Annotated in this window: 19 protein-coding genes; 17 read left to right on the forward strand and 2 right to left on the reverse strand. The window is 70.0% G+C overall.

Annotation, left to right across the window (positions count from 1 at the left end):
• Window positions 1-112 precede the first annotated feature (112 nt).
• The 8 genes from hemL (at window position 113) to ACFZDL_RS22950 (ending at window position 8,305) form a co-directional block, all read left to right on the forward strand.
• On the forward strand, window positions 113-1,429 hold the full coding sequence (gene hemL / locus ACFZDL_RS22915; RefSeq protein ID WP_353592203.1) for a glutamate-1-semialdehyde 2,1-aminomutase: 1,317 nt from the start codon (window positions 113-115) through the stop codon (window positions 1,427-1,429).
• A gap of 16 nt (window positions 1,430-1,445) precedes the next feature.
• Window positions 1,446-2,132, forward strand: coding sequence for a histidine phosphatase family protein (locus tag ACFZDL_RS22920; RefSeq protein ID WP_353592422.1), 687 nt, complete (start codon window positions 1,446-1,448; stop codon window positions 2,130-2,132).
• A gap of 173 nt (window positions 2,133-2,305) precedes the next feature.
• On the forward strand, window positions 2,306-3,508 hold the full coding sequence (locus ACFZDL_RS22925) for a hypothetical protein (protein ID WP_353592204.1): 1,203 nt from the start codon (window positions 2,306-2,308) through the stop codon (window positions 3,506-3,508).
• 62 nt (window positions 3,509-3,570) lie between these two features.
• On the forward strand, window positions 3,571-4,188 hold the full coding sequence (locus ACFZDL_RS22930) for a TlpA disulfide reductase family protein (RefSeq protein ID WP_353592205.1): 618 nt from the start codon (window positions 3,571-3,573) through the stop codon (window positions 4,186-4,188).
• 4 nt (window positions 4,189-4,192) lie between these two features.
• Window positions 4,193-4,960, forward strand: coding sequence for a cytochrome c biogenesis protein CcdA (locus ACFZDL_RS22935; protein WP_353592206.1), 768 nt, complete (start codon window positions 4,193-4,195; stop codon window positions 4,958-4,960).
• A 3-nt stretch (window positions 4,961-4,963) separates the two neighbouring features.
• Window positions 4,964-6,703, forward strand: coding sequence for a cytochrome c biogenesis protein ResB (locus tag ACFZDL_RS22940; RefSeq protein WP_353592207.1), 1,740 nt, complete (start codon window positions 4,964-4,966; stop codon window positions 6,701-6,703).
• Window positions 6,700-7,782 (forward strand): c-type cytochrome biogenesis protein CcsB, encoded by a 1,083-nt coding sequence (gene ccsB / locus ACFZDL_RS22945; protein ID WP_353592208.1) that lies wholly within the window; start codon window positions 6,700-6,702, stop codon window positions 7,780-7,782. The genes ACFZDL_RS22940 and ccsB overlap by 4 nt, the downstream gene beginning before the upstream one ends.
• 193 nt (window positions 7,783-7,975) lie before the next feature.
• Window positions 7,976-8,305 carry a CU044_5270 family protein gene (locus tag ACFZDL_RS22950; protein ID WP_353592209.1) on the forward strand — a complete coding sequence of 110 codons (330 nt, stop codon included), beginning with the start codon at window positions 7,976-7,978 and terminating at the stop codon, window positions 8,303-8,305.
• A 126-nt stretch (window positions 8,306-8,431) separates the two neighbouring features.
• Here ACFZDL_RS22950 and ACFZDL_RS22955 read toward each other — a convergent pair whose 3' ends face one another.
• A complete protein-coding gene (locus ACFZDL_RS22955; protein WP_353592210.1) occupies window positions 8,432-8,836 on the reverse strand; it encodes a PLD nuclease N-terminal domain-containing protein in 405 nt (134 codons plus the stop codon).
• 84 nt (window positions 8,837-8,920) lie between these two features.
• Here ACFZDL_RS22955 and ACFZDL_RS22960 point away from each other — a divergent pair, with 84 nt between their 5' ends.
• The 9 genes from ACFZDL_RS22960 to ACFZDL_RS23000 all read left to right on the forward strand — a co-directional run bounded on the left by ACFZDL_RS22960 (window position 8,921) and on the right by ACFZDL_RS23000 (window position 17,984).
• Window positions 8,921-10,372, forward strand: a complete 1,452-nt coding sequence (locus ACFZDL_RS22960; RefSeq protein WP_353592211.1) for a menaquinone biosynthesis decarboxylase — start codon at window positions 8,921-8,923, stop codon at window positions 10,370-10,372.
• Window positions 10,373-10,430: 58 nt separating this feature from the next.
• Window positions 10,431-11,354 (forward strand): menaquinone biosynthesis prenyltransferase MqnP, encoded by a 924-nt coding sequence (gene mqnP, locus ACFZDL_RS22965; protein WP_353592212.1) that lies wholly within the window; start codon window positions 10,431-10,433, stop codon window positions 11,352-11,354.
• 23 nt (window positions 11,355-11,377) lie between these two features.
• On the forward strand, window positions 11,378-12,106 hold the full coding sequence (locus tag ACFZDL_RS22970; RefSeq protein ID WP_391192074.1) for a UbiX family flavin prenyltransferase: 729 nt from the start codon (window positions 11,378-11,380) through the stop codon (window positions 12,104-12,106).
• Between the two features lie 148 nt (window positions 12,107-12,254).
• Window positions 12,255-12,716 carry an Lrp/AsnC family transcriptional regulator gene (locus ACFZDL_RS22975; RefSeq protein WP_353592213.1) on the forward strand — a complete coding sequence of 154 codons (462 nt, stop codon included), beginning with the start codon at window positions 12,255-12,257 and terminating at the stop codon, window positions 12,714-12,716.
• A 70-nt stretch (window positions 12,717-12,786) separates the two neighbouring features.
• Window positions 12,787-13,965 carry an aminofutalosine synthase MqnE gene (mqnE, locus tag ACFZDL_RS22980; RefSeq protein ID WP_391192077.1) on the forward strand — a complete coding sequence of 393 codons (1,179 nt, stop codon included), beginning with the start codon at window positions 12,787-12,789 and terminating at the stop codon, window positions 13,963-13,965.
• 71 nt (window positions 13,966-14,036) lie between these two features.
• Complete coding sequence (locus ACFZDL_RS22985; protein ID WP_353592215.1) at window positions 14,037-14,711, forward strand: UdgX family uracil-DNA binding protein; 675 nt, start codon at window positions 14,037-14,039, stop codon at window positions 14,709-14,711.
• 42 nt (window positions 14,712-14,753) lie between these two features.
• The gene (locus tag ACFZDL_RS22990; RefSeq protein WP_353592216.1) at window positions 14,754-15,041 is read left to right on the forward strand and encodes a DUF4229 domain-containing protein; all 288 of its coding nucleotides are present in this window, start codon (window positions 14,754-14,756) and stop codon (window positions 15,039-15,041) included.
• Window positions 15,042-15,414: 373 nt separating this feature from the next.
• A complete protein-coding gene (locus ACFZDL_RS22995) occupies window positions 15,415-16,749 on the forward strand; it encodes a dicarboxylate/amino acid:cation symporter (RefSeq protein ID WP_353592217.1) in 1,335 nt (444 codons plus the stop codon).
• Between the two features lie 137 nt (window positions 16,750-16,886).
• Window positions 16,887-17,984: an NAD(P)/FAD-dependent oxidoreductase gene (locus tag ACFZDL_RS23000; protein ID WP_353592218.1), complete on the forward strand. Its 1,098-nt coding sequence runs from the start codon at window positions 16,887-16,889 to the stop codon at window positions 17,982-17,984.
• 41 nt (window positions 17,985-18,025) lie between these two features.
• Here ACFZDL_RS23000 and ACFZDL_RS23005 read toward each other — a convergent pair whose 3' ends face one another.
• On the reverse strand, window positions 18,026-19,657 hold the full coding sequence (locus ACFZDL_RS23005; protein ID WP_353592219.1) for a GMC oxidoreductase: 1,632 nt from the start codon (window positions 19,655-19,657) through the stop codon (window positions 18,026-18,028).
• Window positions 19,658-19,711: the final 54 nt, after the last annotated feature.

A 19,711-nucleotide genomic window follows, 5' to 3' on the forward strand; every position in this document is an offset into this window, starting at 1 on the left:
CCACCCGACCACTCGCGGCACCTGCCGCGCAACCCGATCATCGTGTCAGAGACCTCCCCCGCGCCAGTCGCGTGAAACGCCCGGCGGCAGTTCTTAGTCAGCCTCTGACAACATGGCATGCGTGAGCTATCCGTACGCAGCACCAGTTTCGCAGACGCTTTTCGACCGCGCGGCCGTCGTGACGCCCGGCGGCGTGAATTCTCCGGTGCGGGCGTTCCGCGCCGTGGGGGGTACGCCCCGGTTCATGGTGTCCGGTACCGGTCCGTACCTCACCGATGCCGACGGACGGGAGTACGTCGACCTCGTGTGCTCATGGGGTCCGATGATCCTCGGCCATGCGCACCCCGAGGTGACGGCGGCCGTTCAGGCGGCCGTGGCCCGGGGGACCTCGTTCGGGACGCCGGGGGAGGGGGAGGTCGCGCTCGCCGAGGAGATCGTGGCGCGGATCGGGCCCGTGGACCAGGTGCGCCTGGTCTCCTCGGGGACCGAGGCGACGATGTCGGCGATCCGGCTGGCGCGCGGGTTCACCGGGCGGGCGAAGGTGATCAAGTTCGCGGGCTGCTACCACGGGCATGTGGACGCGCTGCTCGCCGCGGCGGGGTCCGGGGTGGCCACCTTCGGGCTGCCGGACACCCCCGGGGTGACGGGCGCGCAGGCCGGGGAGACCGTGGTCCTGCCGTACAACGATCTGGACGCGGTGCGGGCGGCCTTCGCGGCGCACCCGGACGACGTCGCGTGTGTGATCACCGAGGCATCGCCGGGCAACATGGGCGTGGTCCCGCCGCTGCCGGGGTTCAACGCGGGGCTGAAGGAGCTGTGCGCCGAGCACGGCGCGCTGTACATCTCGGACGAGGTCATGACCGGCTTCCGGGTCTCGAAGGCCGGGTGGTACGGGATCGACGGCGTGGAGCCCGATCTGATGACCTTCGGCAAGGTCATGGGCGGCGGCTTCCCGGCTGCGGCGTTCGGCGGGCGCGCCGACGTCATGGCGCGGCTCGCCCCGGCCGGCCCCGTCTACCAGGCGGGCACCCTGTCCGGGAACCCGGTCGCGACCGCGGCGGGCCTGGCGCAGCTGCGGCTGCTGGACGAGGCGGCGTACGCGGCGGTGGACGCGGCGTCGGCGCGGCTGCGGGCGCTGGTGAGCGAGGCGCTGGCCAAGGAGGGGGTCGAGCACCGGGTGCAGGCCGCCGGAAACATGTTCTCGGTGTTCTTCACCGGGGACCAGGTCACCGACTACGAGAAGGCCAAGGCGCAGCAGGCGTACCGGTTCACGGCCTTCTTCCACTCGATGCTGTCCCAGGGCGTCTACCTCCCGCCGTCCGCCTTCGAGTCGTGGTTCCTGTCCACGACGCACGACGACCGGGCGCTGGAGCGGGTGGCGGAGGCTTTGCCGGGGGCGGCGCGGGCCGCCGCCGAGGCGACTGAATGATGGGCTCATGACCCCTATGACGAAGAGCGACAACGACATCACCGTCGTGCATGTGATGCGGCACGGAGAGGTGGAGAACCCCACGGGTGTGCTGTACGGGCGGCTGCCCGGGTACCACCTCTCGGACCTCGGCCGCCGGATGGCCGACCGGGTCGCCGAGCACCTGGCCGAGCGCGACATCACCCATGTCGTGGCCTCGCCGCTGGAGCGGGCGCAGGAGACGGCGGCGCCGATCGCCAAGGCCCACGGTCTGGATGTGCACAGCGACCGGCGGCTGATCGAGGCGGCGAACGTCTTCCAGGGGAAGACGTTCGGCGTGGGCGACGGAGCGCTGCGCAGACCGGCCAACTGGAAGTACCTGACCAACCCCTTTCGCCCCTCCTGGGGCGAGCCCTACATCGACCAGGTCGTGCGGATGATGGCGGCCATCGGTGTGGCGCGGGACGCCGCGCGCGGGCACGAGGCGGTCTGCGTCAGCCATCAGCTGCCGATCTGGATCGTGCGCAGCTTCGTGGAGCGGCGGCGGCTGTGGCACGACCCGCGCAAGCGGCAGTGCACCCTGGCCAGCCTCACCACTTTCACCTACCGCGGCGACAAGATCGTCTCGGTCGGCTACAGCGAGCCGGCCCGCGATCTGGTCCCGGCGCATCTGCTCGCGGGCGCGCGGCCCGTGAAGGGAGCCTCCAAGGGGGTCGGCGCATAACCGGCGCATAACCGGCGCGTACCGGCGTGTAATGGAACGGAAACAGCGCGTCGACCATTCAATTCGGTGACGCTGATTCGGAACCTCAGTATTCGCTCCGTCATCTCAACGGGCGTCCGCGAGACCTGGCGGACGCCGGCCGCCGGTTACGGCGAGAGTGAATTGAGGACGCGATGCGGGAGATCAGCCGGAGGGGGATTCTCGGTCTGGGAGCGGGGGCGGTGGCGTCGCTGGCCGCCGCCGGCTGCTCCAAGTCGTCGGATTCCGGATTCACGCCCGGGCCGGGCAGGACGACGCAGGCGAGGCCGACGCTCCGGCCGATCGGCGACGGCTCGACGGCCCACACGGGGAAGCAGCCGAACCAGCCGTCGGCGCCCGAGCGGCTGGAGCCGGGCCAGAAGCCGCCGCAGTTCGTGGTCTTCTCCTGGGACGGGGCGGGGGAGGTCGGCAACGGCCTCTTCCCGCGGTTCCGCAAGCTCGCCAAGGACCACGGCGCGGCCATGACCTTCTTCCTCTCCGGTCTCTACTGCCTGCCGGAGTCGAAGAAGCGGCTGTACCGGCCGCCGAACAACCCGGTCGGCGCCTCCGACATCGGCTATCTCACCGATGACCACGTCCGGATGACCCTGGAGAACGTGCGCGAGGCGTGGCTGGAGGGCCATGAGATAGGCACCCACTTCAACGGCCACTTCTGCGCGGGGACCGGCTCGGTCGCCAACTGGACGCCCGCCCAGTGGCGGTCCGAGATCGACCAGGCTGTGTCGTTTGTCACAAAGTGGCGGACGAACACCGGCTTCAAGGACCTCGAACCGCTGCCCTTCGACTACAGCAAGGAACTCGTCGGCGCCCGCACCCCGTGCCTGCTCGGCCAGAACAACCTGCTGCCGACCGCCCGGGAGCTCGGCTGGCGCTATGACGCGAGCTCGCCGGGCGGGCGTCAGGTGTGGCCGACGAAGAAGCAGGGCATCTGGGACTTCCCGCTGCAGCAAATACCCTTCCCCGGGCATTCCTTCGAGGTCCTGTCGATGGACTACAACATCCTGGCCAACCAGTCCCGGAATTCGACGAATGCCCCGCCGGCCAACTACCCGGGCTGGCGCCGGCAGGCGGCCCAGGCGTACATAGCCGGATTCCAGCGGGCCTACGAGACGAACCGCGCCCCTTTCTTCATCGGTAATCACTTCGAGAAGTGGAACGGCGGCATTTACATGGATGCCGTCGAGGAGGCGCTCAAGCACATCGCCGACGAAAAGCGGAAGGATGTCCGGGTGGTGTCCTTCCGGCAGCTCACGGACTGGATGGACGCCCAGGACCCCAAGGTCCTCGCGCATCTGCAGACGTTCGGCGTGGGCCAGCAGTGGAGCGCCGCCGCCTGAGCCCGAGAGGGTGTCGAGGGGGGTGCCGAAGATCCGGGAAAGGCGCATGCGAAACTTTTCACATGAGTGCCCGCCGCGCCCCTCGGCGCCTCGCGATCCGCCGTCGCGCAACCGTGCTGGCCACTGGAGCCGCGGTTGCCGCGCTGACCCTGTCCGCCTGTGGAGCGGGCGGCACCTCGGGCGGCTCCAGCGACACCAAGTTCATCCAGGGCAAGGGCGGCGTGGACACCGTCCCCAAGGGCGACCGCAAGCACGCCCCCGAGCTGTCGGGCAAGACCCTCGAAGGCGGCAAGCTCGATCTCGCCGACTACAAGGGCAAGATCGTCGTGGTCAATGTCTGGGGCTCGTGGTGCACGCCCTGCCGGGCCGAGGCGCCCAACCTCGTCAAGGTCGCGAAGGACACCGAGGCGGACGGGGTGCGGTTCGTGGGAATCAACACCCGTGACCCGGACCCCGCCAACGCGATCCAGTTCGAGAAGGAATTCAAGGTCGACTACCCGAGCCTGTACGACCCGATCGGCAAGCTCATGCTGCGCTTCCCCAAGGGCAGCCTCAATCCGCAGGCCATCCCCACGACCATCGTCCTGGACCGGGAAGGCCGGATCGCGGCGCGCGCGCTCACCCCGCTCAGCGAGGAGAGCCTGCGCACGATGCTCAAGCCGCTGATCGAGGAGAAGTGACGCCGTGAGCATCCTGGCCGCCGCCGTCCCCGGCGCGAACGAGACCGTCCTGACCGGGGCGCTGCTGGTGGCGCTGCCGGTCGCCGTCTTCGGCGGCCTGGTCTCCTTCTTCTCTCCCTGTGTCCTCCCGCTGGTGCCCGGCTATATGTCGTATGTCACAGGCGTCACCGGTACGGATCTGGGCCAGGCCAAGCGCGGCCGGATGCTGGCCGGCGCCTCGCTGTTCGTGCTCGGCTTCACCGCCGTCTTCGTCTCCGCCGGCGCGCTCTTCGGCAACTTCGGCTGGACGCTGCAGGAGCACAAGGAAACCCTCTCCAAGGTGCTCGGCGTCATCACGATCGTCATGGGCCTCGCCTTCATGGGGATGCTCAAGGGCTTCGGGCAGCGGGAGTTCCGCTTCCACATGAAGCCCGGGATGGGGCTGGTGGGCGCGCCGCTGCTGGGCGCCCTGTTCGGCGTGGGCTGGACCCCGTGCCTGGGCCCCACCCTCACCGCGGTCAACGCCCTGGCGCTGAACGAGGCGAGCGCCGGGCGCGGGGCCCTGCTGATGGTCGCGTACTGCCTCGGTCTCGGGCTGCCGTTCATCGCCGTGGCCATCGCCTACCGGCGCATGCTCGGCGCGTTCGGCTGGGTCAAGCGGCACTACGTCTGGGTGATGCGGATCGGCGGCGGCATGCTCGTCACCCTCGGGGTGCTGCTCCTCACAGGTGTCTGGGACAGCATGATGGGCGATATGCAGGCCTGGGCCCTGCGCTTCAACGTTGGGATCTGATCGATGTCCACCACCGATACCGACACCGCCACCGGCAGCGACGCCAAGGACAACGCCGCCGGGCCCGCCGACGAGGGCGAGCTCGGCGCGGCGGGGGCGCAGCTGTCCACGGCCCCCGCCGAGGAGATCAGCGTCCCCTCGATGGGGCCGATCGGCTGGGCCCGGTGGTTCTGGCGGCAGCTGACCTCGATGCGGGTGGCGCTGCTGCTGCTCTTCCTGCTGTCGCTCGGCGCGATCCCCGGCTCGCTGGTCCCGCAGACGGGCATCGACCCGGTCAAGGTGGAGAACTTCAAGCAGCGGCACGAAACCCTCGCGCCGATCTACGAGAAGCTGGGGCTGTTCCACGTCTACAGCTCGGTGTGGTTCTCGGCGATCTACATCCTCCTGTTCGTCTCGCTGATCGGCTGTATCGTCCCGCGCACCTGGCAGTTCATCGGCCAGCTGCGCGGCCGCCCGCCGGGCGCCCCGCGACGGCTGACCCGGCTGCCCGCGTACACCACCTGGCGGACCGAGGCCGAGTCCGAGCGGGTGCTGGAGGCCGCCCAGCGGATCATGAAGCGGCGCCGCTTCCGGACCCATACGGTCGGTGACGCGGTGGCCTCCGAGAAGGGCTATCTGCGCGAGGCGGGCAACCTCCTGTTCCACATCGCGCTGATCGTGATGCTGGTGGCCTTCGCCGTCGGGCAGCTGTACAAGGCCGAGGGCGGCAAGCTGATCGTCGAGGGCGACGGCTTCACCAACAACCTGACGCAGTACGACGACTTCAAGTCCGGCACCCTCTTCGACAAGAACGACCTCGCTCCCTTCGGCTTCCACCTGGACCGCTTCACGGCGACCTACGAGCGCAGTGGCCCCCAGAAGCGCACCCCCCGCACCTTCCGCGCCGATGTCACCTACTGGGAGGGTGCGGACGGCAAGGAGCACAAGACCTCGATCAAGGTCAATGAGCCCCTGGAGGTCGCGGGCTCCAAGGTCTATCTGCTCGGCCACGGCTACGCCCCGGTCGTCACGGTCCGCGACGGGCAGGGCAAGGTCGCGTTCCGCGGTGCGGTGGCCTCGCTGCCGATCGACGCGGTCAACCTCACCGAGAACGTGGTGATCAAGGTCCCGGACTACCGCGACAAGAACAACAAGAAGGATCAGATCGGCTTCCAGGGCCAGTTCGTGCCGACCCTCGACCTGAGCACGGGCACGATGTTTTCCCAGTTCCCGGCGCTGGACAATCCGGCGCTGATCCTGACCGTCTACCACGGCAGCCTGGGCGTCGACGGCGGTGTCCCGCAGAACGTCTACCAGCTCGACACCTCGCGGATGAAGCAGTTCAAGAAGTCCGACGGGTCGGCCTTCGCGGACGTGCTCAAGGTGGGCGACACCATGAAGCTGCCGAACGGGGCCGGGACCCTGAAGTTCGAGGGCATCAAGACCTGGGCCACCTTCCAGATCTCCCACCAGCCGGGCACTGGCTACGCGCTGGTGGGCGCCGTCGCCGCCCTGATCGGCCTCGCCGCCTCCCTGTTCATCCAGCGCCGCCGGGTGTGGGTCCGCGCGGTGACCGGAGACGACGGCGTCACCGTCGTCGAGATGGCGGGGCTCGGCCGCAGCGAGTCCGCCAAGCTTCCCGAAGAACTCGCCGACCTCGCCGTGGCCCTGCAGTCCGAGGCCCCGCCCGCGCCGGAGCCGGAGCCGAATCCGGATATCGACACCGCACAAACCGCTGATCCTTCCGAAGGAGCGCGCGCGTGAACCTCGCTGCCGAAACCAACGAGAGCCTGGCCCATTTCAGCAATGTGCTGATCTACTCGGCCATGGCGGTCTACACCCTCGCCTTCCTCGCCCATATCGCCGAGTGGGTGTTCGGCAGCCGCAGCGCCGTCGGCCGCACCGCCGCCGCCATCACCGCCGACTCGGCTCCCACAGCCTCGTCCAAGGTCACCGTGCGGGTCGCCCAGGGCGGCGGCACCGCCGTGCTCGAACGCCCCAAGATCGTCACCCGCTCCGCCGCGGGCACCCGTGACGTCCCCGACGGGCCGGGCGCCGCGGGCGGTACCGAACAGGGCGATGTGTACGGCCGGATCGCCGTCGGCCTCACCGTGCTCGCCTTCCTGATGCACGTCGGCGCCGTGCTCACCCGCGCCCTGTCCGTACAGCGCGCCCCCTGGGGCAACATGTACGAGTTCTCCACGACCTTCGCCATGGTCGCGGTCGGCGCGTATCTCACCCTTCTCGCGCTGAAGAAGAACGTGCGCTGGATCGGGCTCCCCCTGGTCACCACGGTCCTCCTCGACCTCGGTCTCGCTGTCTCTGTCTTGTACACCGCCAGCGCCCAGTTGGTTCCCGCCCTCCACTCGTACTGGCTGTGGATCCACGTCAGCTGCGCGATCATCTCCGGCGCCTGCCTCTACCTCGGCGCCGTCGCCACGCTGCTCTACCTCTTCCGCGACCGGCACGAGGAGAAGCTGGCCAAGGGCGAGGAGCCCGGCCGCTTCGCCTCCGTCCTGGAGCGGCTGCCCGCGGCCGGCAGCCTCGACAAGTTCGCGTACCGCATCAACGCCACGGTCTTCCCGCTGTGGACCTTCACGATCATCGCGGGCGCGATCTGGGCCGAGGCCGCCTGGGGCCGCTACTGGGGCTGGGACCCCAAGGAGGTCTGGTCCTTCATCACCTGGGTCGCCTACGCCAGCTACCTGCACGCCCGCGCCACCGGCGGCTGGAAGGGCCGCAAGGCCGCCTACCTCGCGCTGATCGCGTTCGGCTGCTACCTCTTCAACTACTACGGCGTGAACATCTTCATCAGCGGCAAGCACTCCTACGCCGGAGTCTGAACCGCCGCCGCCCGCAGGGCCGGTTCCTGTGACCCAGGTCAAGAGCTTGTGACCCGGGTCACGGGAACCGGCCCTCGTCGTTCGGACAGTTCCCCGTCGTGGAGAAGAATCTTCGAGCCCGCGTCAGAGACGGGGACCCCGCAGCGTTCGGGGAGCTCTTCGACGCGAGCGGTCGCTGGACCAGGACGCGTTCGTGCTCGTCGGCGATCTCATCCGCGAGTCGCTGATGCCGCCGAAGGTGAGCGCCGCGTTCTACCGCGCGGCGGCGAAGATCCCCGGTGTGGTGGTCGTGCCCGACGCCGTGGACGCCGCCGGGCGGCACGGGGTCGCCGTGGCGCGGGCCGACTCCGGCCGCTCCACCCTGCGCGAGGAGTTGATCTTCGACGAGAAGACGGGCGAGTACCTGGGCGAGCGCAGCGTCGCGCTCGAGGACGCCGACGGTCACAGGGCCGGGCAGGTCACCGGCACCACCGCGCTCCTGAACCGGGCGGTCGTGGACAAGCCGGACCAGCGCCCGCGGTGACGGCGTGACACAAAGGCCCTGACACAAAGGCCGTGACACAAAGGTGCACGACCTGAGCCGCTGAGACACGAAGAGGCGTACGGAGCCCATCGGCCCGTACGCCTCTTCGCGTCGCCCTTGAAGGGTTTACTCCTTCGCGTCCCCCGAACCTTCCTCGTTCTTGCGGCGCAGCTCCTCCTCGCGGCGGCGCAGGTCCGCCTCCCAGTCCTTGAGGAGCTCCTCGTCGTCCTTCTTGTTCTCCTCGCGGAGGGACTTGAGGAATTCCGGGTTGTCGTCCGGGGCCACCCACTGCTGCCGGGGCCCGGCCGCGGAACGGCTGCCGCCGCCGCCCGCGCCCGCGAGCGCGGGCCGGTTCTTGCCCGCCACCAGCCAGGCGATCGGGCCGATCAGCACCTCGCCGAAGAGCAGCACGATGATCACCCAGACCACCTTGGGGAGGTGGCGCACTTCCTCTTCGGGGGTGTTCAGGCAGTCGATGAAGGCGTAGATCCACAGCGCCAGGATGAGCAGGAAGGGCAGATACCTGAGCATGATGGCCGGTCCCCGGGGAACGATGGTGGGCCGCGCGTGGCCCCATGACTGCTCCAGGGTAGTGCGTACCGGATACTGGAACGCATGGCTTATGACGATCTTCGCTCCTTTCTGCGGGCGCTCGACCGCGAGGGAGACCTCCGGCGCATCAAGGCCGAAGTCGACCCGTATCTGGAGATCGGGGAGATCGTCGACCGGGTGAACAAGTCGGGCGGTCCGGCCCTGCTCTTCGAGAACGTCAAGGGCTCGTCCATGCCGCTGGCGATGAACGTCTACGGCACCGACCGCCGCTTCCTCAAGGCCCTCGGTCTCGCCTCGTACGACGAGATCGGCGAGAAGATCGGCGGGCTGCTCAAGCCGGAGCTGCCGCACGGCTTCGGCGGGCTGCGCGAGGCGTTCGGCAAGCTCGGCGCCATGGCGCATGTGCCGCCGAAGAAGGTGAAGGACGCGCCCGTGCAGGAGGTGGTGCTCACGGGCGAGGACGTCGACCTGGAGGCGCTGCCCGCGCTGTTCACCTGGCCCGAGGACGGCGGCTCCTTCTTCAACCTCGGCCTGACCCACACCAAGCACCCCGAGACCGGGGCCCGGAATCTGGGCCTGTACCGGCTGCAGCGCCACGACCGCCGCACCATCGGCATGCACTGGCAGATCCACAAGGACAGCCGCAACCACTACCAAGTGGCCGCCAGGCGCGGTGAGAAGCTGCCGGTGGCCATCGCCTTCGGCGCGCCGCCCGCCGTGACGTACGCCGCGACCGCGCCGCTGCCCGGCGACATCGACGAGTACCTGCTCGCGGGCTTCCTCCAGGGCCGACGGGTCGAGATGGTCGACTGCAAGACGGTGCCGCTGCAGGTCCCGGCGCACGCCGAGGTGGTCATCGAGGGCTGGCTGGAGCCCGGGAAGATGCTCCCCGAGGGGCCGTTCGGCGACCACACCGGCTTCTACACCCCGCAGGAGCCCTTTCCGGCGCTCACCATCGACTGTGTGACGATGCGGCAGCGCCCGCTGCTGCAGTCGATCGTGGTGGGCCGTCCGCCGACCGAGGACGGGCCGCTGGGGCGGGCGACGGAGCGGTTCTTCCTCCCCCTACTCAAGATCATCGTCCCGGACATCGTGGACTACCACCTCCCGGAGTCGGGCGGCTTCCACAACTGTGCGATCGTCTCCATCGAGAAGAAGTACCCGAAACACGCGCAGAAGGTGATGCACGCCATTTGGGGCGCGCACATGATGTCGCTGACCAAGCTGATCGTCGTGGTCGACGCCGACTGCGACGTCCACGATCTGCACGAGGTGTCCTGGCGGGCGCTGGGCAACACCGACTACGCCCGCGACCTGACCGTCGTCGAGGGCCCGGTCGACCACCTCGACCACGCCTCGTACCAGCAGTTCTGGGGTGGCAAGGCGGGCATCGACGCCACGGCGAAGTGGCCCGAGGAGGGCTATACGCGTGACGGCGGCTGGCCGCGCATGGTCGAGTCCGACCCCGAGACGGCCGATCGGGTGACAAGGCGATGGAAGGAGTACGGGCTGTGACTGGCGCATCGAGAACCGGAGGCAGGCGGCGTGGGCATGCCCCCGCCGGGGTGGCCCGATGAGCGCTGACTCCGCGACCCCCGGCGTCCTCGGCCCCGGCGCCGCGCCGCCCGGCCGCGTCCGCGCCTTTCTGCGGCTGGTGATGATCGAGCACTCGGTCTTCGCGCTGCCCTTCGCCTACATCGCCTCGCTGACCGCGATGCAGCTGTGGGACGGCACGATCCACTGGCTGCGGCTGCTGCTGGTGACGGTCGCCATGGTGGGGCTGCGCACCTTCGCCATGGCCTGCAATCGGATCATCGACCGGGAGATCGACGCCCGCAATCCGCGCACCGCGGGGCGCGAGCTGGTCACCGGCGCCGTGCCCGTGCGCTCCGCCTGGATCGGCGCGCTGGTCGCGCTCGCCGTCTTCCTCGGCGCGGCCGCGCTGCTGAACCCGCTGTGCCTGGCCCTGGCGCCGGTCGCGGTGGTGCCGATGGTGGTCTATCCGTACGGGAAGCGCTTCACGAATTTCCCGCACGCCATCCTCGGCCTCGCCCAGGCGATGGGCCCGGTCGGGGCGTGGATCGCGGTCACGGGGGAGTGGTCCTGGGACGCGGTGATCCTCGGCCTCGCGGTCGGCGTCTGGATCGGCGGCTTCGATCTGATCTACGCCTGCCAGGACGTGGCGGCCGACCGGGCCCACGGGGTGAAGTCGGTGCCGGCCCGCTTCGGCATCGCGGGGGCGCTGTACGGGGCGCGCGTTTGTCACGTCGTCACCACACTGCTGCTGGGCTGGTACGGGCTGGCCACCGACGCCGGGCTCTTCTTCTGGCTGGGTCTGGTGATCGTGGCGGCGGCCTTCTGGTACGAGCACTCGGTCGTGCGGCCGGGCGATCTGTCCCGGCTGAACCGCGCCTTCTTCACGGTCAACGGCTTCGTCGGCATCGCGCTGTTCTGCTGCGCGCTGCTCGACCTGCTGGTGCGGGGACTGAGCCCATGAGGCCCGCCCGTTAGGCTCGTCGTGTGGAGCCGCCGCACGAGCCGTACAGGCCGCACAGTCAGCCGTACGGACCGCACGAAGAAGTGAGCCGGCGCCGGCCCTGGGTGGTCGGTGTCTCCGGCGCGTCCGGGACGCCGTACGCCGCCTCCGTACTGCGCGCGCTGCTGTCCGCGGGGGAGGCCGTCGACCTGGTGGTCAGCCGGGCCTCACGGCTGACGCTGCTGGACGAGACGGGCATCTCCTTCCGGGACGCGCACTGGCGCGAGGACCTGGGCCGCTGGCTGGCGCGCGGCGCGGACGGCACGCCCGACGCCTTCGAGCCGCAGGTGGACGTGGCGGACGTGCGCCACTGGGCGGCCGGGGACCTGGCCGCGGGCCCGTCCTCGGGCAGCTATGACGTCAAGGGGATGCTGATCGTCCCGGCGAGCACCGCGTGTGTGGCCGGGGTGGCGCTGGGCCTGTCGAAGGACCTGCTGCAGCGGTCGGCGAGCGTGACGCTCAAGGAGCGCCGCCCGCTCGTGGTCGCGGTGCGGGAGGCGCCGCTGAGCGGCCAGACCCTCCGGCACCTGGTCGCGCTGGACGAGGCGGGCGCGGTCGTGGTGCCCGCCTCGCCCGCGTTCTACGCGGGGGCGACCCACATCCAGGATCTGGTGGACTTCGTGGCCGGGCGGGTGCTGGACGCGGCGGGGGTGCCGCACAAGCTGTACCGCCGGTGGGAGGGGGAACTCCGGGGTGGGACCGGGGACGGGTAGCGGGCACCGCCGCCGCCGCGTCGCCCCGCCTCCGTGGCCCGCCGCACAGGCTGCGGGGCCCACAGGTTCTAGAGGGTGGGATGCCCCTATACCTTAGTTTATGCGTGTAAACTTGCTGTATCTCTGAATAATGGAAGGCGCACGGCATATGGACGCGGTGGATAGGCAGCTCATCCAGGCCCTGCGGGAGAACGGGAGGGCGTCGTACGCGGAGCTCGGCCGGCTCGTCGGCCTGTCCGGACCCAGCGTCACGGACCGGATCAACCGCCTGGAGGCGGCCGGAGTGATCACCGGCTACCGCGCGACCGTCGACGCCGCGTCCCTCGGCCTCGGGGTGACCGCGCTCATCGGTATCCAGCTCTCCGACGCCGCCGACCACGAGGACGTGGCGGGGCGGCTGCGCGAGCTGGCCGAGATCGAGGACTGCTGGTTCATCGCGGGCGACGACTCGTACATGCTCAAGGTGCGCGCCTCGGACGTGGACGGGCTCGAGCGGACCATCCGGCGGCTGTCCGGCACCAAGGGCGTCGCCCGTACGCGTACCACGATCGTGCTGTCCACGAAGTGGGAGAACCGGGTCGGCGAATTGCCCGACGACGTCAAGGCGTAGTCTCAGGAAGGCCACTTAAAGCAAAGGCCTACATAAGCAGACGTATTGCAGACGTATGGGAGGCGGCCGCATGACTGCGTCTATCCAAGATGCGGGTCTCAAGCGCGAACTGGAAGAGAAGGTCCGCGCCGGTGAGCGGCTGTCGCGCGAGGACGGTATCGCGCTGTACGCATGCGACGACCTGGCCTGGCTCGGCGGGCTGGCCCATGAGGTGCGCACCCGCAAGAACGGTGACGTGGTCCACTTCAACGTCAACCGCCACCTCAACATGACCAATGTGTGCACCGCCTCGTGCGCGTACTGCTCCTTCCAGCGCAAGCCCGGTGAGAAGGACGCGTACACCATGCGCATCGAGGAGGCCGTCCGCCTCGCCAAGGCGATGGAGAACGAGAACCTCACCGAGCTGCACATCGTCAACGGTCTGCACCCCACCCTGCCCTGGCGCTACTACCCGCGGTCGCTGAAGGCCCTCAAGGAAGCCCTTCCGCAGGTGTCCCTGAAGGCCTTCACCGCCACCGAGATCCACCACTTCGAGAAGATCTCCGGGCTGCCGGCCTCGGAGATCCTCGACGAGCTGATCGACGCCGGCCTGGAGTCGCTCACCGGCGGCGGCGCGGAGATCTTCGACTGGGAGGTCCGGCAGCACATCGTCGACCACGAGACCCACTGGGAGGACTGGTCGCGCATCCACCGGCTGGCCCACGAGAAGGGCCTCAAGACCCCGTGCACCATGCTGTACGGGCACATCGAGGAGCCCCGGCACCGGGTGGACCACGTGCTGCGGCTGCGCGAGCTGCAGGACGAGACCGGCGGGTTCCAGGTCTTCATCCCGCTGCGCTATCAGCACGACTTCGTGGACATGAAGGACGGCAAGGTCCGCAACCGGCTGCAGGCCAGGACCACCATGGCCACCGGCGCGGAGGCGCTGAAGACCTTCGCGGTCTCGCGCCTGCTGTTCGACAACGTCCCCCATGTGAAGGTCTTCTGGGTGATGCACGGCGTGCGGACCGCGCAGCTCGCGCTCAACCACGGCGCGGACGACATGGACGGCTCGGTCGTCGAGTACAAGATCACCCACGACGCCGACAACTACGGCACGCCGAACAAGCTGACCCGCGACGATCTGCTGGAACTGATCCGGGACGCGGGATTCCGGCCGGTGGAGCGGAACACCCGCTACGAGATCATCCGTGAGTACGAGGGGCCTGACCCGGACCGGCGCGAGGCGCCGCAGGCCATGCGCGTCTGACGCCCGCGGCGTTTGCCGGTGCCCGCCCCGGTCGGTGTCTGACGGCCCCCGGGGCGGGTACTCGCCGTTACATGGCCAAGGCCTCCGCCGGGGCGGCGCGCGACCCCGAGGACGCGTACACCGCCGAGCCCTTCGTGCCGCGCGGCGCCGACCTCGCCGCGCTGCGCGAGGCGGCCGCGGGGTGCCGCGGCTGCCCGCTGCACCGCGAGGCGAGTCAGACCGTCTTCGGCACCGGGGACCCGGGCGCCCGCGTCGTACTGGTCGGGGAGCAGCCCGGCGACCAGGAGGACCGGCAGGGTCGCCCGTTCGTGGGGCCCGCGGGCAAGGTGCTGACGCGGGCGCTGGACGAGGCGGGCATCGACCCGACCGAGACGTACATCACCAACGCCGTCAAGCACTTCAAGTTCGGCCACCTCCCCGGGCGCGGCAAACGGCGCATCCACAAGCCGCCCAGCCTGCGCGAGATCAGCGCCTGCCGGCCATGGCTGACCGCCGAGCTGTATCTGATCGACCCCGAGGTGATCGTGGCGCTGGGGGCGACTGCCGGAAAGGCGCTGCTCGGCTCCTCCTTCCGGGTCACCAAGCAGCGCGGGATGCTGCTGCCCGTCCAAGAGGAGGGGGCGCGGGAGTGCGTGGTCGCCACCATCCACCCCTCCGCCGTGCTGCGCGCCGACGACCGGGAGGCGGTCTACCAGGGGCTGGTGTCGGATCTCAGGGTCGTCGCGGAGGCCCTGGGGCGTCCGTGATTCACTGGATGGGCAGGACTTCCCAGCAGAAAGAAGACGGCCGTGTCTTTCAAGCCGAGCGCGACGTTCCGCTACACCGCCATGCGCCTGGGGATCTTCGCGGGCTCGTTCCTGGTGATGTGGGCCCTGGTGTACTTCCGGGTGGTGCCCGCCGGGCTCGGCGGCTCCAACCTCTTCTGGGTCGCGCTGCTGGCCCTGGTCGTCTCGGCGCCGCTGAGCTTCGTCCTGCTGCGCAAGCAGCGCGACGAGATGGCGGTGCAGGTCTCGGAGCGGGTCGACCGCGCCAAGGCGCGGCTCGCGGCGAACCAGAGCCAGGAAGACGGCGTCTGAGCCACATCGCCGCGTTTCCGCGCGGCTTCTGCTTGTAACTCTCCTCACACCTCTGCGGCGTCCCGTCGGTCAGCTTCCGCTGGCCGACGGGACGTTGTTCGTTCGCACTCCTGTGTGTAAAAGCTTGCCTATGGGGAACTCAAAGCCAGAGTGTTAATGTTTTCGTCATGACGACAGCAGCCGCGCCCCGATTCCCCATGAGCGTCCCGCTCGTGGCGCGCCTGCACATCGATCTCTGCCGCTGCCGGTCAGCGGCCTGTTGCCGCGGCTGACCGCTTCTCACCCCCCAGCGGCCGGAGACCGTACGGACTCCTGGCTCACCCTTGTCCGCTTCCTCGTCCCCTGACTTTTTCCTGCCTACGGAGTGTGTCCGTTGTCATCCGTCTCCGAGACGCCGTCCAAGACGTCCCCCATACGCCTGCCCAAGGTGCCGTTCTGGGCGCAGATCCTGCTGGGCCTGGTGCTCGGCGTGGTGCTCGGCTGGGTCGCCCGCAGCGGTGACGTCGGCTGGCTGGTCACCACCCTCGACAAGATCGGCTCGATCTTCGTCCAGCTGCTGAAGCTGGCCGTCGCCCCGCTGGTCTTCTTCGCGATCCTGGTCTCGATCACCAACCTGCGGAACGTCAACAACGCCGCGCGCCTCGCGACCCGCACCCTGCTGTGGTTCATGGCGACCTCGCTGATCGCGGTCGCCATCGGCCTGGCGATCGGCCTGCTCACCAACCCCGGCTCGGGCACCGGCCTGACCCCGCAGGACGGCTCCAAGCCCGACCACGCGGGCTCCTGGCTGGACTTCCTCACCGGCATCGTGCCGACGGACGTCATCACGCCGTTCACCGAGCTGAACGTCCTGCAGATCGTCTTCATGGCCGCCGTCGCGGGGGTCGCCGCCCTCCAGCTCGGCGAGAACGCACAGCCGATCCTCACCCTCAGCCAGGCCGTCCTGGAACTGCTGCAGAAGGCCCTGTGGTGGGTCATCCGCCTCGCCCCGCTGGGCACCCTGGGCCTCATCGGCTACGCCATCGCCGAGTACGGCTGGAACCTCATCGGCAAGTACGCCACCTTCACCGCCGACATCTACATCGGCTGCGCCCTGGTGATGTTCGGCGTCTACCCGACGCTGCTGGCCACGGTCGCCAAGGTCAACCCGCTGCACTTCTTCAAGGGCGCGTGGCCCGCGATCCAGCTCGCGTTCGTCTCCCGCTCCTCGGTCGGCACCATGCCGGTCACCCAGAAGGTCACCGAGCGCCTCGGCGTCCCCAAGGAGTACGCCTCCTTCGCGGTGCCCTTCGGGTCGACGACGAAGATGGACGGCTGCGCCTCGATCTACCCGGCCATCGCCGCGATCTTCATCGCCCAGATCTTCGATGTGCACCTCGGCTTCGGTGACTACCTGCTGATCGCCTTCGTCTCGGTCATCGGCTCGGCCGCCACGGCCGGCCTCACCGGCGCCACCGTCATGCTGACCCTGACCCTGTCCACGCTCGGCCTCCCGCTGGAGGGCGTCGGCCTCCTCATGGCCATCGACCCGGTCCTGGACATGATGCGCACCGCAACGAACGTTGCAGGCCAGGCCCTGATCCCGGTCCTCGTCTCGGCCCGCGAGAAGATCCTCGACCGCCACGCCTACGAACACGCCTCGGCGTCTCCCCTGGACGACGCGGACGCGGCCGGCGTCGACCGCCAGGCGGTCCCGGCCGCGGCGTAGCAGCCGCCCGTTCCCGACGTCGCCCCGCTCTCGCCGCCCTCGGCCGGGAGCGGGGCGACGCGCTTTTTGAGGCCGTCGGCTTTGCTGAAGCGGCAAGGAGGTTCGCGGTTTCGGCAGACGCGGCGCAGGGTGGGCGCATGACCGAAGACAAGGGTTCTGACAGGGTTTCTGACGCGTTCGACGTCGTGGTCGTCGGAGGGGGTGCCGCCGGGCTGTCGGGGGCGCTGACGCTGGCGCGGGCCCGGCGTTCCGTGGTGGTGATCGACTCCGGCGAGCCGCGCAACGCGCCCGCCGCGGGGGCGCACGGGCTGCTGTCCCGCGACGGGGTGTCGCCGCTGGAGCTGTTGCGGATCGGCCGGGAGGAGGTGGCCGGCTACGGCGGGCAGGTCGTGTCCGATCGGGCCGTCTCCGCCCGGCGGGTGGAGGGCGGCTTCGTCGTCGAGGCCGGGAGCGGTCGCTGCTTTCGGGCGCGGCGGCTGCTGGTGACGACCGGGCTGGTCGATGAGGTGCCGGAGGTGCCGGGGCTGCGGGAGCGGTGGGGGCGGGATGTGCTGCACTGCCCGTACTGCCACGGCTGGGAGGTCCGCGACGCGCCGATCGGTGTGCTGGGCGGCAGCCCGATGTCCGTGCACCAGGCGCTGCTGTTCCGGCAGTGGTCGCCGCGGGTGACGCTGTTCCTCCACACCGGTGACGAGCCGGCCGGGGACGAGTGGGAGCGCCTGGCCGCGCGGGGGATCGCCGTGGTCGACGGCGAGGTGACCGGGCTCGCCGTCGAGGACGACCGGCTGGCCGGGGTCCGGCTGGTCTCGGGGCGCCGGGTGCCGGTGGCGGCGCTGGCGGTGGCGCCGCGGATGGTGGCGCGCGGCGAGGTCCTGGCGGGGCTCGGGCTGAGCGCGGTGGAGCATCCCATGGGGGTCGGGACGTATGTGCCCTCGGACGCGAGCGGGCTCACCGAGGTGGCCGGGGTGTGGGCGGCGGGGAACGTCACCGACCTGCTGGCCAACGTCCCGGTCGCGCAGGCGGCCGGGTTCCAGGCCGCGGCGGCGATCAACGCCGATCTGGTGGCCGAGGACACCGACGCGGCCGTGGTCCGCCGCAGGGCGGCCGCCTTCGGGGGCGGCCCCGCGGACGTGTTCGGTCCGGCCGGTGAGGCCGGGGTCTGCGCGCGGGTCCTGGGCGAGCACCGGCACGGTCTCGAGCCGCTGCCGCGCTCCCAAGGGCCCGCGCGGCCGTAGCGGCAGCCGTCGTGGTGGCGGTGCCGGTCCGTCAGCTCACGTCAGCCCACCCCGTCCTCGGCCAGGACGCGGGCCATGGTGCGCTCGGCCAGGGCCGTGATGGTCACGAAGGGGTTGACGCCGATCGAGCCCGGGATGAGGGAGCCGTCGGTCACATACAGCCTGTCGTAGCCGGCGGCCCGGCCGTACGCGTCCGTGGCGCGGCCCAGGACGCAGCCGCCCAGGGGGTGGTAGCAGAAGTCGGCGGCGAAGGCGCGGGTGTCGCCGAAGAGGTCGTAGCGGTAGATGGTGCCGTTGGCGGAGTTGAGGCGGTCGAAGAGGGATCTGGCGGCGGTGATGGAGGGGGCGCTCTGGGTGCTGGTCCAGTTCAGGACGGCGGCGTCCTTGGCCGCGTCGTAGGTGAAGGTGCCGCGCTCGGGGTTCTTGGTGATGGCCAGGTAGAGGCTGGCCCAGGTCTCGGTGCCGGCCGGGAGCGGGGCGATCTCGGCGAAGACGGGGTTGGTGGCGTTGGACCAGTCGTCGATCCCCATCACCGGGATCGTCGACTGGTTGGCGCCGGTCGGGTTCCATATGTGGTTGGCGCGGCCGAGCATGACGTTGCCGTTGCCGCCCCAGCCGCGGCCGATCTGCGGGCTCAGGGCGGGCAGGGCGGCGGTCTCGCGGGCTCGCAGCAGGAGTTCGGTGGTGCCGAGGCTGCCGGCGCCGAGGAAGAGCGAGCGGCAGGAGACCTCGTCGGTGCCGGTGACGGCGCCGGTGTCGTCGAGGCGGTCCACGGTCAGGACGTAGGTGCCGTCAGCGGCCCTGCGGATGGCGCGGGCGCGGCTGAGGGTGCGGATGGTGACGTTCCCCGTGCCGAGGGCCGCCGCGAGATAGGTCTTGTCGAGGCTGCGTTTGCCGAAGTTGTTGCCGTAGATGACCTCCTGGGCGAGGGCGGACTTGGTCGCGGTCCCGGCGGCCTCGCGCTGCATATAGCCGAAGTCGTACACATTGGGGACGAAGACGGTCTTCAGGCCCGCCGTCTTCGCCTGGTCGCGGGAGACGCGGGCGTACTGGTACCACTCGGTGGACTCGAACCACGCGGACGGGACGGTGGCGGCGCCGAGCATGCGGTTGGCGAGCGGGAAGTACGTGGTGTACATCGCGTCGGCGTCGACCTGGGGCAGCACCTCCCGGAAGTACGCGCGGGACGGGGTGACCGCCATGCCCCCGTTGACCAGCGACCCGCCGCCGACGCCGCGCCCGACGTAGACGGACATGTTGGGGAAGCGGACGCGGTCCAGGACGCCGGGGTAGGGCGTGATGTTCTTGTTGATGACGTCCAGCCACAGGAAGGTGGCCAGCGGGGCCTCGGTTCTGGTCTTGAACCACATGGAGCGCCGGTCGGGCGCGGTCATCGAACAGTAGACCTTGCCGTCGGAGGCTGGGGCGTTCCACAGCCGCCCCATCTCCAGGACCAGCGTCTTCACGCCTGCCTCGCCGAGCCGCAGGGCGGCGACCGCCGCGCCGTAGCCGGAGCCCACGACGACGGCCGGGGCGTATTCGGCGCTCGGCGTGGGGGCGGGGCGGCCGGCGGCCGCCGCCGGGGAGAGGGCTATCCGGGTGAGCCCGAGGGCAGCGGCGCCCCGCAGGGCGGCCAGACCAAGAATATGACGACGCGTCAGATTTGCTGTCATGCTCGCATCATGTGCGGAGTTCCGGGTTCCGCCCATAGGGCTCAACCATGGTCT

Origin of the sequence: Streptomyces sp. NPDC007917, from assembly GCF_042959105.1 — a bacterium.
Lineage (GTDB): Bacteria > Actinomycetota > Actinomycetes > Streptomycetales > Streptomycetaceae > Streptomyces.

Coding starts and splice junctions, on each gene's coding strand:
- hemL (WP_353592203.1), top strand. CDS start 113: ATGGCATGCGTGAGCTATCCGTACGCAGCACCAGTTTCGCAGACGCTT.
- ACFZDL_RS22920 (WP_353592422.1), top strand. CDS start 1,446: ATGACGAAGAGCGACAACGACATCACCGTCGTGCATGTGATGCGGCAC.
- ACFZDL_RS22925 (WP_353592204.1), top strand. CDS start 2,306: ATGCGGGAGATCAGCCGGAGGGGGATTCTCGGTCTGGGAGCGGGGGCG.
- ACFZDL_RS22930 (WP_353592205.1), top strand. CDS start 3,571: ATGAGTGCCCGCCGCGCCCCTCGGCGCCTCGCGATCCGCCGTCGCGCA.
- ACFZDL_RS22940 (WP_353592207.1), top strand. CDS start 4,964: ATGTCCACCACCGATACCGACACCGCCACCGGCAGCGACGCCAAGGAC.
- ACFZDL_RS22955 (WP_353592210.1), bottom strand. CDS start 8,836: ATGCTCAGGTATCTGCCCTTCCTGCTCATCCTGGCGCTGTGGATCTAC.
- ACFZDL_RS22960 (WP_353592211.1), top strand. CDS start 8,921: ATGGCTTATGACGATCTTCGCTCCTTTCTGCGGGCGCTCGACCGCGAG.
- mqnP (WP_353592212.1), top strand. CDS start 10,431: ATGAGCGCTGACTCCGCGACCCCCGGCGTCCTCGGCCCCGGCGCCGCG.
- ACFZDL_RS22975 (WP_353592213.1), top strand. CDS start 12,255: ATGGACGCGGTGGATAGGCAGCTCATCCAGGCCCTGCGGGAGAACGGG.
- mqnE (WP_391192077.1), top strand. CDS start 12,787: ATGACTGCGTCTATCCAAGATGCGGGTCTCAAGCGCGAACTGGAAGAG.
- ACFZDL_RS22985 (WP_353592215.1), top strand. CDS start 14,037: ATGGCCAAGGCCTCCGCCGGGGCGGCGCGCGACCCCGAGGACGCGTAC.
- ACFZDL_RS23000 (WP_353592218.1), top strand. CDS start 16,887: ATGACCGAAGACAAGGGTTCTGACAGGGTTTCTGACGCGTTCGACGTC.
- ACFZDL_RS23005 (WP_353592219.1), bottom strand. CDS start 19,657: ATGACAGCAAATCTGACGCGTCGTCATATTCTTGGTCTGGCCGCCCTG.